13 protein-coding genes and 3 tRNA genes are annotated in these 13,092 nt (G+C 41.2%); 6 read left to right on the top strand and 10 right to left on the bottom strand.

Annotated elements, in window-relative coordinates:
• Positions 1-627: 627 nt before the first annotated feature.
• On the top strand, positions 628-1,170 hold the full coding sequence (locus tag MHM98_RS17390) for a gamma carbonic anhydrase family protein (RefSeq protein ID WP_239440662.1): 543 nt from the start codon (positions 628-630) through the stop codon (positions 1,168-1,170).
• Here MHM98_RS17390 and MHM98_RS17385 read toward each other — a convergent pair.
• The 3 genes from MHM98_RS17385 to MHM98_RS17375 are packed head-to-tail and all read right to left on the bottom strand — an operon-like array spanning position 1,167 to position 2,521.
• Positions 1,167-1,430 carry a DUF1488 family protein gene (locus tag MHM98_RS17385; RefSeq protein ID WP_239440661.1) on the bottom strand — a complete coding sequence of 88 codons (264 nt, stop codon included), beginning with the start codon at positions 1,428-1,430 and terminating at the stop codon, positions 1,167-1,169. The two genes, MHM98_RS17390 and MHM98_RS17385, sit on opposite strands and share 4 nt — an antisense overlap.
• Positions 1,427-2,239, bottom strand: coding sequence for a shikimate dehydrogenase (gene aroE / locus MHM98_RS17380; protein WP_239440660.1), 813 nt, complete (start codon positions 2,237-2,239; stop codon positions 1,427-1,429). The genes MHM98_RS17385 and aroE overlap by 4 nt, the downstream gene beginning before the upstream one ends.
• A 9-nt stretch (positions 2,240-2,248) precedes the next feature.
• Complete coding sequence (locus tag MHM98_RS17375) at positions 2,249-2,521, bottom strand: accessory factor UbiK family protein (RefSeq protein WP_239440659.1); 273 nt, start codon at positions 2,519-2,521, stop codon at positions 2,249-2,251.
• 89 nt (positions 2,522-2,610) lie between these two features.
• Between MHM98_RS17375 and rep the strand changes: the two genes are divergently transcribed.
• The gene (gene rep, locus MHM98_RS17370) at positions 2,611-4,623 is read left to right on the top strand and encodes a DNA helicase Rep (RefSeq protein ID WP_239440658.1); all 2,013 of its coding nucleotides are present in this window, start codon (positions 2,611-2,613) and stop codon (positions 4,621-4,623) included.
• A gap of 65 nt (positions 4,624-4,688) precedes the next feature.
• On the opposite strand, the gene MHM98_RS17365 is transcribed toward rep, so the two are convergent.
• Complete coding sequence (locus MHM98_RS17365) at positions 4,689-5,111, bottom strand: c-type cytochrome (protein WP_343229221.1); 423 nt, start codon at positions 5,109-5,111, stop codon at positions 4,689-4,691.
• Positions 5,112-5,324: 213 nt separating this feature from the next.
• Between MHM98_RS17365 and MHM98_RS17360 the strand changes: the two genes are divergently transcribed.
• From MHM98_RS17360 to MHM98_RS17350, 3 genes are all read left to right on the top strand, one after another.
• Positions 5,325-5,401 (top strand) — tRNA-Arg (locus MHM98_RS17360).
• Positions 5,402-5,439: 38 nt separating this feature from the next.
• Positions 5,440-5,515 (top strand) — tRNA-His (locus tag MHM98_RS17355).
• A gap of 75 nt (positions 5,516-5,590) precedes the next feature.
• A tRNA-Pro gene (locus tag MHM98_RS17350) sits at positions 5,591-5,667 on the top strand.
• Positions 5,668-5,977: 310 nt separating this feature from the next.
• Here the strand turns inward: MHM98_RS17350 and MHM98_RS17345 are convergent.
• Positions 5,978-6,391 (bottom strand): OsmC family protein, encoded by a 414-nt coding sequence (locus tag MHM98_RS17345; RefSeq protein ID WP_239440657.1) that lies wholly within the window; start codon positions 6,389-6,391, stop codon positions 5,978-5,980.
• Positions 6,392-6,511: 120 nt separating this feature from the next.
• On the opposite strand from MHM98_RS17345, the gene MHM98_RS17340 reads away from it, so the two are divergent.
• On the top strand, positions 6,512-6,739 hold the full coding sequence (locus MHM98_RS17340; protein WP_239440656.1) for a hypothetical protein: 228 nt from the start codon (positions 6,512-6,514) through the stop codon (positions 6,737-6,739).
• Positions 6,740-6,750: 11 nt separating this feature from the next.
• On the opposite strand, the gene MHM98_RS17335 is transcribed toward MHM98_RS17340, so the two are convergent.
• The 5 genes from MHM98_RS17335 to MHM98_RS17315 form a co-directional block, all read right to left on the bottom strand.
• Positions 6,751-7,563: a Dam family site-specific DNA-(adenine-N6)-methyltransferase gene (locus MHM98_RS17335; protein WP_239440655.1), complete on the bottom strand. Its 813-nt coding sequence runs from the start codon at positions 7,561-7,563 to the stop codon at positions 6,751-6,753.
• Positions 7,550-9,055, bottom strand: a complete 1,506-nt coding sequence (locus MHM98_RS17330) for an AAA family ATPase (protein WP_239440654.1) — start codon at positions 9,053-9,055, stop codon at positions 7,550-7,552. Before MHM98_RS17330 ends, MHM98_RS17335 begins: the two co-directional genes overlap by 14 nt.
• Before the next feature lie 18 nt (positions 9,056-9,073).
• Entirely contained in the window at positions 9,074-10,153 is a 1,080-nt protein-coding gene (gene aroB, locus MHM98_RS17325; RefSeq protein ID WP_239440653.1) for a 3-dehydroquinate synthase, read from the bottom strand.
• 4 nt (positions 10,154-10,157) lie between these two features.
• Positions 10,158-10,673, bottom strand: a complete 516-nt coding sequence (gene aroK / locus MHM98_RS17320) for a shikimate kinase AroK (RefSeq protein WP_239440652.1) — start codon at positions 10,671-10,673, stop codon at positions 10,158-10,160.
• Positions 10,674-10,987: 314 nt separating this feature from the next.
• Positions 10,988-13,054 carry a type IV pilus secretin PilQ family protein gene (locus MHM98_RS17315; RefSeq protein ID WP_239440651.1) on the bottom strand — a complete coding sequence of 689 codons (2,067 nt, stop codon included), beginning with the start codon at positions 13,052-13,054 and terminating at the stop codon, positions 10,988-10,990.
• Between the last annotated feature and the right edge of the window lie 38 nt (positions 13,055-13,092).

Below are 13,092 nucleotides of genomic sequence, written 5' to 3'. Positions count from 1 at the left end.
ATTAAAATTTGATTTAGGTTCTCAATGAATTCTGTCTATTTGCATAGGCATTGTCATTAAGTTCCAAAGCAATAAATGCTTAAGTGATTCTTAACTTCAAATGCCCACACAGTTTATTTGAATACTATTTTTTAAAGAACGTTTATCTCAACCACCCTTTGGTGAGAGAACCGCTTCAAAGCACTGTACTTCGTTGCGTTAGGGCTGCGTATATTACGCCTTTAATTTTGATAGTCAAGAAAAAGTTTTAATTTATTTTCATTTTAATAAATTAAGTTTTGCTATTTCTCATCAAAACTAAAAGTAAGCTTGTTAAATTTAACTAGTTGATAACAACTTTGAGATAAAGCGATAAAATTAACCATTAATCTAAATTGATTAAATGAGTTAACAAGTCATGCTAACGTTTAACTTACTCTTTAAAACCCTTCCTCAATAATACTTTGCGACGTTTTACCGCGCTGTCGTCTTGAGGAGGTGCGCATTATAGGGTGAATAATTTTAAGCGCAATAACTTTTTATAACTTTCTGTTTAGATGAATATACTTCGTACAATTCGTAAGATTATTAGTCATTTTTAGGCTATTATCGGCTTATTAAGACTAAAAGAATGGAAAACGATAAATTATGTCAACGAACTTAACTGCTTTTAAAGGTGTATTTCCAACCTTAGGTAAGCGTAACTATATAGATAACAATACGGTAATTTGCGGCGATGTCGTATTAGGAGATGATTGTAGCGTTTGGCCATTTGTGGCGATTCGCGGCGATGTGAATTATATCCGCATTGGTGATCGTTCTAATATACAAGATGGTAGTGTGTTGCACGTAACTCGTATCAGCGAAAAGAATCCAACAGGTAATCCGTTAATTATTGGCGATGATGTCACTATCGGCCACAAGGTAATGTTGCATGGCTGTACCTTAGGTTCACGTATTCTCGTAGGTATGGGAGCTATTATTATGGATGGTGCTATTGTGCAAGATAATGTGTTTATTGGCGCAGGAACTTTAGTACCACCAAATAAGACGTTAGAGTCTGGCTATCTATATGTTGGTAACCCAATGAAGAAAGCCCGCCCTCTTACAGATGATGAGATGGCTTTTCTTGCTCAGTCTGCGGTTAATTACGTGACGTTGAAAGATGATTATCTTGCTCAGCTGGATTAATTGAGCTCAATAACTCCCTCATCAGAGATTAGTTCATCTTCTATGGCTTGTTGCGCGTCTTCTTCTATGTCAAAAGATATAAGCGCGCAAAAGTCATGGATTACGTTTTCGTCCAAGTCCCCATCAAAGCCTTTGCTTTTTAGATAACTCAAATGAATGACGCACCGGATAATGGCACCGCTATATAAAGCGCTTTGTGTTAATTGCTCAGATGCACAATGCCATTGCAGATCATCGTTAAATAGAATCGCTTGGTTCATGATAGTTGCTCGCGAAGTGTAGCTAATACCTTTGATGTCTGAGGTGTGACGCCGCGCCATAATCGAAAGCTTTCAGCAGCCTGTCCCACTAGCATGCCTAGACCATCAACTGTTTGAGCAACACCAAGATCTTTTGCCCAAGTCAGAAAACACGTCGGCTCATTGCCATAAGCCATGTCATAACAACAATGAGCAGTAGCAATGACAGATTCTTCGACTTCAGGTAATCGATTAGATAAGCTCGCCGAAGTGGAATTGATAATCACATCGAACTCTGCCTTTAACTCAGATAGAGGCACACTATTTAGTGCCGAATGCTCAAACTCGCTTTCCAGCTGCTGTGCTTTACTATAAGTTCTATTAGTAATAGTAATAGAAGTAGGTGCTTGTTCGAGTAGCGGTAAAATGCAGCCTCGAGCGGCACCGCCAGCGCCGATAATTAAGATACGCTTACTCTTAAGTTCAACACCTTGATTGAGAAGATCACCGACTAACCCTTGGCCGTCTGTGTTGTCGCCTAGAATAATGCCATCGTTTTGAAAGATTAGGGTATTTACCGCACCTGCTGCTTTAGCTCTTGGCGTTAATTGTCCCGCTAACTCAAATGCTCTTTCTTTGAAAGGTACGGTAATATTACAACCTCGACCGCCTTGCGCCTGAAACTGTTGGATAAATGCTTCAAAGTCATCAATTTCAACGAGCGCTTTTTGATAATCCATCGTCTGCTGAGTTTCCTTAGCAAAGCTCTGATGAATATATGGCGACTTACTATGAGCAATTGGATTGCCGATGACTAAGTATTTATCCACTGTTAAACCTTATTCGCTTTTGCCGTCTGATTGCTTGTCATTTAGTAATGCAGATAATTCTGCAACTTGTTGTTCTAGAGCAACAAGTTTTTCGCGTGTCTTAAGTAGTACTTGAGTCTGTACATCAAATTCTTCACGAGTGACAACGTCAAGCTTGTTAAGTTGGCCTTGAAGTACTTGCTTGGTTTTATTTTCTACTTCATCAGCGACGCTTTTTAGACCTGGTGGTAAAGCGTTTGCGACTTGCTGAGCGATTTCTTCTAACTTTTTGCCGTTAATCATTTTAACTGTCCGTCATTTTTAAATTTATTGCGCCCATTGTAACTATAAATCGGGTAAAATTCGCTAGTTAATCTGTTCGAGCGGTAAAAATGAAACTAAATCCACAACAAAATGATGCAGTCCATTATATTGATGGCCCTTGCCTAGTACTCGCTGGTGCTGGCAGTGGTAAAACACGGGTAATTATCAATAAAATTTCTTACCTCATTCAGAGTTGTGGTCATAGTCCGCGCAATATCGCGGCGGTAACCTTTACTAATAAAGCCGCTCGCGAAATGAAAGAGCGCTTGAGTTTAGAGTTAGGCCGTAAAGAAACTCGCGGTTTAACAGTATCGACCTTTCATACCTTGGGCCTGACTATTATTAAGCGGGAAGCTAAAAACATTGGTATTAAACCAGGTTTTACCTTGTTTGACGGCGGCGACACGCTTGAACTACTCAAAGAGCTTACCGAAAAAGAGCTCGAAGGCGATAAAGACAAACTTAATTTACTGCAAAACATCATTTCGAATTTTAAAAACGATTTAATGACGCCCGCGCAAGCGTTAAAGGTTGCCCAATCCGGTCAAGAAATGTTGTTTGCCCAATTATATGAGCGCTATCAGAATCAATTGCGCGCTTATAACGCGTTGGACTTTGACGATCTCATTATGGTGCCGACTCTGTTATTAAAGCATAACGCGGAAGCACGCGAGCGCTGGCAGAATCGTTTCCACTATTTATTAGTGGATGAGTATCAAGATACCAATACCAGCCAGTATGAATTAGTAAAACTATTAACAGGCATTCGCGGTCGCTTCACAGTGGTTGGTGACGATGACCAATCGATTTATTCATGGCGTGGTGCTCGTCCACAAAACTTGGTGCTATTAAAAGAAGACTTTCCGAGTCTACGCTTGATCAAACTTGAACAAAATTACCGTTCGAGCTCTCGAATTCTGCGTTGTGCCAATATCCTGATCGCCAACAATCCCCATGTTTATGACAAGGCGTTGTTTAGTGAGCTGGCCGATGGCCCAATGCTGCGGGTTATTTACGGTAAAAATGAAGAACACGAAGCCGAACGTGTAGTTGCAGAGATTGTACGCCATCGCTTCTTAAACAAAACCGCTTACAGTGACTTTGCAATTTTGTATCGCGGTAATTTCCAGTCGCGGGTATTTGAGAAAGCATTAATGACTAACCGCATCCCTTATAAGATAAGCGGTGGCACGTCGTTCTTCTCACGCAGTGAAATCAAAGATGTCATGGCTTATCTCAAACTGCTAGTTAACCCTGATGATGACACATCATTTCTACGCGTCGTAAATACGCCTAAACGCGGTATTGGTCCAGCAACACTTGAGAAGTTAGGTACTTACGCCAATATGCGCCAGCAAAGTTTGTTTGCTGCAAGCTTTGAGTTAGGGCTCGAGCAAACATTACAAGGCGAGAAATTGCAGATCTTGCGTCAATTTACCCGTTGGTTAGTGGAACTGGATGATCAAGCTCGTCGTGGGGACCCGCTTGAAGCTGTGCGCCAGATTATTCGCGATATTAACTACGAGGATTGGCTCTATGAAACCAGTCCAAGTGGCAAAGCTGCCGAAATGCGTATGAAAAATGTCAGTACGCTATTTACTTGGGTTAGTGGCATGCTTGATGGCGACGATCTCGATGAGCCAATGACGCTGCCAGAGGTTGTTACTCGCTTAACGCTAAGGGATATGATGGAGCGTGGCGAAGAAGAAGAGCAAGCGGATCAAGTGCAACTAATGACGCTTCACGCCTCAAAAGGTCTCGAATTCCCAATTGTATTTATGGTGGGTATGGAAGAAGGTTTGCTACCGCATCAAACAAGTATCGATGAAGACAATATAGAAGAAGAACGCCGCTTAGCTTACGTAGGTATTACCCGCGCGCAACGCGAGCTTATCATGACACAAGCGAAAGAGCGCCGTCAGTATGGTGAAATCATCAAGCCAACCGCTAGTCGTTTCTTAGATGAATTACCGCAAGATGATATTGAGTGGGAATCACAGCGCCCGCCAAAAACCGCCGCTGAAAAGAAGCAAACAGCTACTTCTGCTATCGCAAACTTGCGCGACATGCTGAAGAAGTAATTCGCCGTCGAATCACAAGCAATAAAAAAGGCCACATATGTGGCCTTTTTTCACAACGCTTTAAATTACATGCCTTCAGTCATGAATTTAATTGTTGCTTTGATTTCATCTTCGCTACAGTTCATACAAGTACCTTTAGCTGGCATTACACCTGTGCTACCTGTAAAGCCTTTCCAAGCGTGATCGAACATTTTGTCGATACCTTGAGCTACACGAGGTGCCCAAGCAGCTTTATCACCTTTTTTAGGAGCGCCAGCTGCACCAGTACCGTGACAAGCAAAACACGTTGTTTGGTAGATATCTGCGGCGGTGCGAGGACCAGCTGGTTTTGCCGGAGCTGCAGGTTGTGCGCCCGCTAGATAAACTTTGCCTATTGGCGCAATGCGTTTGTTCACAGCATCTTCAGACAAATCTGTAGCATTAACGCTTAATGACATAGTAAGTGCGACACCTAGTGTCATCATTACTTTTGATACACCTGCATTCATGTGGAGGAACCCCTGACTAATAATATTGATTTATTTTTGCGATATTATAAACGGTTCTGTTCAGATGGAAACACTAATATAGGGTTGTTTTATTGATTTACACCATTAAAAGCATTAATACTGACGACTTTTGCACCAGTTAACACTTTTTTTTAATTTTTTTATAGACGACCAATAATAAAATCCTTAATATATGCACCCGCACTAGGGAATGCGCCCATAGCTCAGCTGGATAGAGCGTACCCCTCCGGAGGGTGAGGCCAGGAGTTCGAATCTTCTTGGGCGCGCCATTTTTATCCGGACAAATAGTGCAGTAGTAAAATCAGTGGTGACTATAGCTCAGTTGGTAGAGCCCCGGATTGTGATTCCGGTTGTCGTGGGTTCGAGCCCCATTAGTCACCCCATTTTTTTGCTTCGAACTTCCTTATGCCACTGGCATAACGGTTCCTCGCAAATTCTACTCTAGTAGATAAATATGTCGGTGATTAGCGCAGCCTGGTAGCGCATCTGGTTTGGGACCAGAGGGTCAGAGGTTCGAATCCTCTATCACCGACCACTTCTTCTCTGAATTTCCAAATTTTATTTTTAATCTCTTAAAAAATATCTATTTTAATACTCGATTAGCGCATCTACTCATTCCAGAGATCTGAGAACCAGCGAGTCAGAGATTTAAACTTTCGATCACCGACCACTTCCTCTTAGCATCATCAATCAAATAAACTATATTGCACTTGCTTCGCAAGCGACGATCGCTTTTGAGCTAAATTATTTTCTAAAGAATAAATAGCTGATGCTTGGAAATTTTAAGTTTACTTAGTTGAAACTATTAATAACAACCAACTTCCCTGTCAGCTATCTGAATTGGATTAATCTTCCAATTCTACAACTTCGTGAGTATGGGTAATTTCAACCCCCTTTTCTAACATCAGTGCCACTGAGCAGTATTTTTCAGCCGACAGTGCAACTGCACGCTCTAGGTGTTTTTCTTTAATGCCCTTACCCGTTGCAATAAAGTGTAAGTTAATCGATGTAAAATAACGCGGCGCTTCTTCGCGGCGAACTGATGTTAATTCAACTTTCACACCACTAACGTTCTGCTTCGCTTTCTTCAATATACTAACGACATCGACAGAGCTACAACCACCAACAGACATCAACACCATTTCCATTGGGCTCGGCGCTTTTGAATCACTGCCATTGGCATCCATAATGATCTGATGACCAGATTCTGATTCACCTAAAAACGTTTCTTTTTCTACCCAAGTTACCGATGCTTTCATAACGTGTTTCCTATATATTTTTGATTTTATTGTGTGCGTTTTTTCGACAATAAATGACTAGTCAAAGTACAGTCGATTGTTTATACTGTTGAGCCATCTTAGACTAAAGGAGAAATAGATATGATACGTCGTCGCCAAAAACGATTGTTTTACGCTGCTTCTCTTGTGTTACTTTCCGGTCTAGCGACTAGCTCAGTCGTCGAGCAAGATACGTTATTGCAATCTTGTTATCAACAACCAACTTGCCAAGTCATTGCTAAGTCTCTGAACTGGAGTGATTGGTTATCAGGTAGCTCTTCTGCGCAGTTCCATTTTATTGATTTACTCGAGTTAATTTCAGCTCGATAAAATCGATGTATTTAATAGAGCGCTAACAGCTCTCCAACCTTAGTTCGCTTGCCTGCCTTCTGGCTTATTGTGCGCTTTACCTTAATTTCTTCTAACTTAGCTTGTTGATACAGTTCTCTGGTAAGTGCTAAATCGTGGTTACTAATTACCACAGGTATTCCTGATTGGCTGGTTTGTTCTGCCATTAAAGCAAGATCTTGCTGATCTTTAAGCTTGAAACCTTGACCTGAATAACTCGTAAAACTCGCCGTTGGTGAAAGAGGTGCATAAGGCGGATCACAATAAACTACATCACCAGATTTTGCCTGTTTAAAAATTTCTCGAAAACACAAATTAGTAAAAGTCGCCTTTTGAGACTTTTCGGCAAATAGCCATAACTCTTTTTCTGGAAAATAAGGCTTTTTATAGCGACCAAAAGGAACGTTATAGCCCCCTTTTAGGTTATATCTACACAGGCCGTTGTAACCATGTCGATTCATATAAAGAAAATAAACTGCACGCTCAAAGGTGTCAGTAGATTCATTAAATTTTGCACGAATATCGTAGTATCTATCTTTGTCGTTATATTGGGGAACGAACAGCTCGCCTGCTTGTTTGATATATTCGTCAGGCTCGCTCTGCAGCAGCTTATAGAGATTGATTAGGTCAGCATTAACATCGTTGAGGAGATATTCATCATAATCCGAATTAAGAAACACCGAGCCCGCACCAACGAAAGGTTCAATTAGACGACGTGTTTGAGGCAACACACGATTAATATCTTCAATTAGTCCATATTTTCCACCTGCCCATTTCAAAAAGGCTCGGTTTTTAATTACTGTCATTATCGTTATTTTCTAATTGTCGTGTATTTTTAATTATTTCAGATTGAATAGACTGAAACGGTTTAGCCCAAGGAGTGATCCCGATAAACTGTTGGCGATTGTTTACTGCGAATTCATTAGCAGCAGCGCGTGTTTCAAAATCACCATAAAGTAACACATACCAAGGCTTATTATCTCTAATTGTTTGATAAACTTTTAAATCATCTGTTGTAGCTAATTGCGATTGGACTCGCTGCAAACTTTGACGCTGACTAAATCCACCGAGCATCAATGCAAACTTCTTGGCATCAACAGTCATTAAGTGCTCTTCATCAAAGTTATACGCTGGCACCACATTATCAGCGGTCGCTTTTGTTGTACCAACTTCACTAACTTCTTCGACGGGTGCTTGCTCCTCAGCTGGTGCCTGTTGAGTATCTTGTTCGATATCAGCAACCTCAGATTGAGGTGAAGCCAACACCGGATTAACCGAATCTTCTTCAACAATCTTAGCTGGTTGTTCTATTACAGCAGTCTCAGATTCTTTGATTGATATGTCATCCAGAACCTCGACATCATCATTCAATACAGATTCAGTTATGCCCTCACCCTGTACCAACATATCTTCATCATCCGCTTTTTTCGTTTCCTTTGGTGGATTAACCAAAACGGCAGTTTCCGTTGGAGATGTTGCAATAACACTAGGAATGTCGGTGGTTACACTTTCTTCAGTGGTCGATTGCAAGTAATAAGCGATACCGACTGAAGCAACCAAAATAACAGCGACTAAAACACTCAACCACAATATTGCTTTAACCCCAGCACTGCTGCGTTGTGGCAATTGAGCGTAAATTAGTTGCTTGGGAATTAAGTATTGTGCGGGGACTTTGTTTACAAACTGCTGAATTTTTTGATCAGACCAATCGGCATGCACCCTCATCATAAAGTCCACAGCTTGCTTTTTAGAAAGAGTGTTTACAAAAAACTCCGCCACCCTACTATCTGACTTGCTTTTTAAACCATGATGAAAAGGTTTAGCCCATTTACTATCGCCAATAAGTAAGACATTGAAAGTAAATGCCGTTTGATTGGCGCGAGAAAACTCGTGCAATGCCTGCCAAATAGCACTTAATCCTTGGTTAGCAACTAATTCCGCATTATCAATCAACACCACAATAGATTGGTGATGATGATTAACCGCTTGTAATACAGCAGTCGCTATTGGCTGATTGAGATCAGTAAGCTCATCAATCGCCAATTCACACACTAATTGCTGTTTCAGTTGCTCTGGCTCTAATGCACTCTTAGGAGATAGTTTAATCGTAAATGTTGTTGCAGACAGTAAATTCTGCAAGCGATTAGCTATATGAGATTTACCGACACCAATTGGACCGTGGATAAAAGACAGCTTGTTGCTGTCTTTCATGGCAAGGGCGATACGTGAAATCAATTGCTCTTGAACATCAAGAACAACATCCATACTTCCCTGACGATTAATAGGCGTATCAACCATCAAAAATCAATTCCTGTTCTAGTGATTTTCAATCGCATCGGCTAACGTGCCGTTATCGATGCCTGATACAACGTCTGCGTGGCCAATGCCTTGAGGAATAATGAATCGCAATTGACCGGCCAATACTTTCTTATCTACAGCCATGTGCTGCATAAATTGCTCAACAGTCATATCAGCAGGTTTGCGGATCGGCAAATCGTAGCTTTCAAAGATGTTTTTAATGCTTTCAAATTCAGCCACTGACAAGCGATCCATAGACAATGCAGTCTTAGCTGCGATCACTGTACCTGCTGCAACAGCTTCGCCGTGAAGCCACTGACCGTAGCCTTGTTCAGCTTCAATGGCATGGCCAAAAGTATGACCAAGATTGAGTAACGCACGAACACCGCGCTCTTGTTCGTCTTCAGCAACAACTTCAGCTTTGATTGCGCAGCATCGCTCAATCATCGTGATTAGATGCTCGGGATTCAACGACGAAATATCCGCTTTATGCTCGATGAGCCACTGATAGAATTGCTTATCCCAAATAATGCCGTATTTTATTACCTCAGCCATCCCCGCTGCAAATTCGCGCTGCGGCAAAGTGTTAAGACAGTCAATATCAATAACAACTGCCTTAGGTTGATAAAACGCGCCAATCATATTTTTGCCAAGCGGATGGTTAACAGCGGTTTTGCCACCAACACTAGAATCGACTTGAGAAAGGACAGTCGTTGGTATTTGAATGAACTCGACACCGCGTTGATAACATGAGGCGGCAAACCCCGCCATGTCACCAATTACACCGCCACCTAATGCAACAATGCTAGTATCTCTGCCGTGTTTTCCCGCGAGTAATTCATCAAAAATTAGATTGAGGGTAACTAAGTTTTTATGTGATTCGCCATCGGGCAAGGTGACAACATCAACTTGTTTACCTCCTGCCGTTAACGAAGCTTCAACTTGCTCAAGGTACAATGGCGCAACCACAGTATTAGTAACTATCATTACTTTGTTACCGGTGATGTGTTGACACATCAAGTTGCTATCCGCGAGCAAGCGCTGCCCGATATAAATTGGATAGCTGCGCTCTCCCAGTTGTACGTTGAGCAATTTCATTTAATTAAAAACCTAGTTTTTCAATGATTTCTTTTGCCACTAATTTTGCGCTCTGATCATCTGTTTGCACAGTCAAATCAGCAATTTCTTCATATAGTGGATTACGTACTTGCGCTAAGTCTTCTAACACTTGACGTGGATTTTCTGAACGCAATAACGGACGACGCTTATCACGCTGTGTACGTGCAACTTGCTTGTCGATAGTCGTTTCTAAGTAAACAACTAAACCGCGTGCAGATAATTTGTTGCGAACTTCCTTGGTAATAATTGAACCACCACCGGTGGCCAGAACAACACCCTGTTGCTCAGTTAAATCGCTAATGACGTCAGCTTCGCGCTTGCGGAAACCTTCTTCACCTTCAACGTCAAATACCCATGCGATTTCAGCACCAGTACGGCGCTCAATTTCTGCATCTGAATCAACAAACTCAAGATGTAATTGCTGCGCAATTTGTCGTCCAATCGTACTTTTACCAGCACCCATAGGGCCCACAATATATATATTTCGTTTTTCAGCCATTATCACTACATTCAATTAAATCAAGCCAAAGTAGGTTCACCCTACCACTGATGCCCACATCCAAAGACCGACAGTAAAGGCACTAACGACATTATTATTAATATTAAGCCGTGAGTCTTATCGGTAATTGCAATAAATTAGGGGCAAATTTAGCCGTGCATTATCTCAATAACCACGAGAAAAAGGCAAGCATTAACAAATAAGTTTTATCGGATAATTTGGCAGATATATCACGAATTATTAATCGCAATTAACTAACGCCGGAAATAGAAAAACCTCACTCAAAGACATTTGAGCGAGGTACTAAATGAGGATTAACGTTCTTGCGCTTCGGTAACGATTCGTGGGGTCACGAATATAAGTAGTTCGCGACGTTCGGTAAAGTCTTTAGAAGTTCTGAACATCCACCCTAGTAATGGGATATCACCGAGTACAGGTACTTTACTGACGCCATAAATTAGCTGCTGTTGATAAATTCCACCTAACACAATAGTTTCACCATTGCTAACTAACACTTGCGTGCCAATACGCTGAGTATTAATGGCAACAGCTTCACCAATAGCAGTTTTAACAGTATCACCACGAGTGTCTTGTGTGATATTGAGATCTAAAATAACGCGATTATCTGGCGTGATATGCGGTGTCACTTTTAATGATAATACCGCTGGTTTAAAAGTTACTGTAGTTGCACCACTTGAAGCAGCTGAAACATATGGAATTTCAGTACCTTGTTCGATAAACGCAGGACTCTGATTAGCGGTTGTAATACTTGGGCGCGCAATAATCTCACCTTTATTCTCACGCTCTAAGGCTGAAAGCTCTAAATCTAAAATAGTGCCATCTGCGAGTTTTGATACTTGAAATGCAATTGTTCCTGCCGAGTCTGCAATCGGTAAATTTACATTTAAACGATCATCAAGCGCAGGCACTATGCCACCACTCGCAGTATTCGCGCCTACTAAAGATCCTGAGGTTGCACCATCGCTTAGAGTATCTGTAACGCCCCACTTGATACCAAATTCTTCATTTATATTATCTGTAACAGTCACAATACGGGCTTCAATTACCACTTGTTTGACAGCTACATCTAATATTTCTACAAGTCGTCTAATATCATCTAATTTCTTCGCGGTGTCTTGAATAAGCAACGTATTCGTTCTCTCATCTACAGCAACACTTCCTCTACCAGACAGAATCTTTGAACTACCACTATCAAGTAACGTAGCGATCTCCTTGGCCTTTGCGTAATTGATTTGTAAGAATTCAGTGTATAGAGGTACGAGCTTTTCAACTTCTTGATTTGATTTAAGCTCGGTAGCTTCGCGCGTCGCCAATTCTTCAGCAGGTGCGACTAACAAAATGTTACCTTCAATTCGCTTTCCTAAGCCCTTAAATTTAAGGATCATATCTAACGCTTGATCCCAAGGTACGTCTTCCAAACGAAGCGTTATATCACCTGTTACACTGTCGCCGGTAACCAAGTTGAAGTTGTTGAAATCCGCGATGATTTGTAACGCAGTTCTCACGGCTACTTTTTGGAAATTAAGGGAGAATTTTTTGCCGGTATAAACAACTTTTTTCTGCTCTTTTTCTACAAAGGTTTCTTTGACAGGTTCAAAAACTGTCAATACAAAGTCGTTGCCAATTTGTTTGTGTTCATACTCAAACTCTTTGTGAGTCTGCACAACCACTAACACGCCATCTTCTTCGCGGAATGTTTCGAAACTGCGCACTGGCGTCGCAAAGTCTAATACATCCATTGTATAAAGATTGTCTTCGCCAATAGTTGCGCCTTTAAGCTTAATCTCAATTCTGCTGCCGTTTTGAGTCACCATCGAAGTGACAGATTGATCTTTAAGACGCACGATAAGCTCGCCGCGCTCTTTTTGGTCTAGTTTAAAATCAAGAGAATCAACAGCATTGAATGAAGAAACGATTGGAGTCGGGTTATCTTTAACAGGCGTAACTTTAGGCGTATTTATCGCTGCAACCGGCATCGCGACAGATTTATCAAGGAGAATTGAATAAGTTTTATCTTGTGCATTAACTTGATGTGTTACAGGAGCAGTCAAAGAGAGCATAACTTGTAAGCGGCCACTTTCAAACATCGCTTTAATACCATTCACGCCAAGGGCATTGTCAGGCACTAAATCAAGCTCGAGTTTGTTATCAACACTGCCAAAATCTAAGAATATCTGTTTATCTTGAGCAACCAGCTGTACATTTTTAGATGACATTTGCTCATCAAATATAAAATCGATCTTAATTTGTTTGGTGGGTAATTCGCTGTATTGTACATCGACCAAGTCCTTAGCAAACGCTAAGCTCGGCATAGCCATCAATAAAAATAAACCACGTCTAAACATTTGGTTAATGTTCACCACAATTCTCCTTGGCGACAGTGATAAAAAGCGATAAC

Source organism: Psychrobium sp. MM17-31, from assembly GCF_022347785.1.
Taxonomy (GTDB): domain Bacteria; phylum Pseudomonadota; class Gammaproteobacteria; order Enterobacterales; family Psychrobiaceae; genus Psychrobium.
The sequence above is the reverse complement of the archived record's forward strand: the minus strand, read 5'-3'. Positions and strand labels throughout refer to the sequence as shown.

What these genes read in the sequence shown, in the direction of transcription:
- MHM98_RS17390 (WP_239440662.1), top strand. Translation starts at nt 628, where the DNA reads ATGTCAACGAACTTAACTGCTTTTAAAGGTGTATTTCCAACCTTAGGT.
- MHM98_RS17385 (WP_239440661.1), bottom strand. Translation starts at nt 1,430, where the DNA reads ATGAACCAAGCGATTCTATTTAACGATGATCTGCAATGGCATTGTGCA.
- MHM98_RS17375 (WP_239440659.1), bottom strand. Translation starts at nt 2,521, where the DNA reads ATGATTAACGGCAAAAAGTTAGAAGAAATCGCTCAGCAAGTCGCAAAC.
- rep (WP_239440658.1), top strand. Translation starts at nt 2,611, where the DNA reads ATGAAACTAAATCCACAACAAAATGATGCAGTCCATTATATTGATGGC.
- MHM98_RS17365 (WP_343229221.1), bottom strand. Translation starts at nt 5,111, where the DNA reads ATGAATGCAGGTGTATCAAAAGTAATGATGACACTAGGTGTCGCACTT.
- MHM98_RS17345 (WP_239440657.1), bottom strand. Translation starts at nt 6,391, where the DNA reads ATGAAAGCATCGGTAACTTGGGTAGAAAAAGAAACGTTTTTAGGTGAA.
- MHM98_RS17340 (WP_239440656.1), top strand. Translation starts at nt 6,512, where the DNA reads ATGATACGTCGTCGCCAAAAACGATTGTTTTACGCTGCTTCTCTTGTG.
- MHM98_RS17335 (WP_239440655.1), bottom strand. Translation starts at nt 7,563, where the DNA reads ATGACAGTAATTAAAAACCGAGCCTTTTTGAAATGGGCAGGTGGAAAA.
- MHM98_RS17330 (WP_239440654.1), bottom strand. Translation starts at nt 9,055, where the DNA reads ATGGTTGATACGCCTATTAATCGTCAGGGAAGTATGGATGTTGTTCTT.
- aroB (WP_239440653.1), bottom strand. Translation starts at nt 10,153, where the DNA reads ATGAAATTGCTCAACGTACAACTGGGAGAGCGCAGCTATCCAATTTAT.
- aroK (WP_239440652.1), bottom strand. Translation starts at nt 10,673, where the DNA reads ATGGCTGAAAAACGAAATATATATATTGTGGGCCCTATGGGTGCTGGT.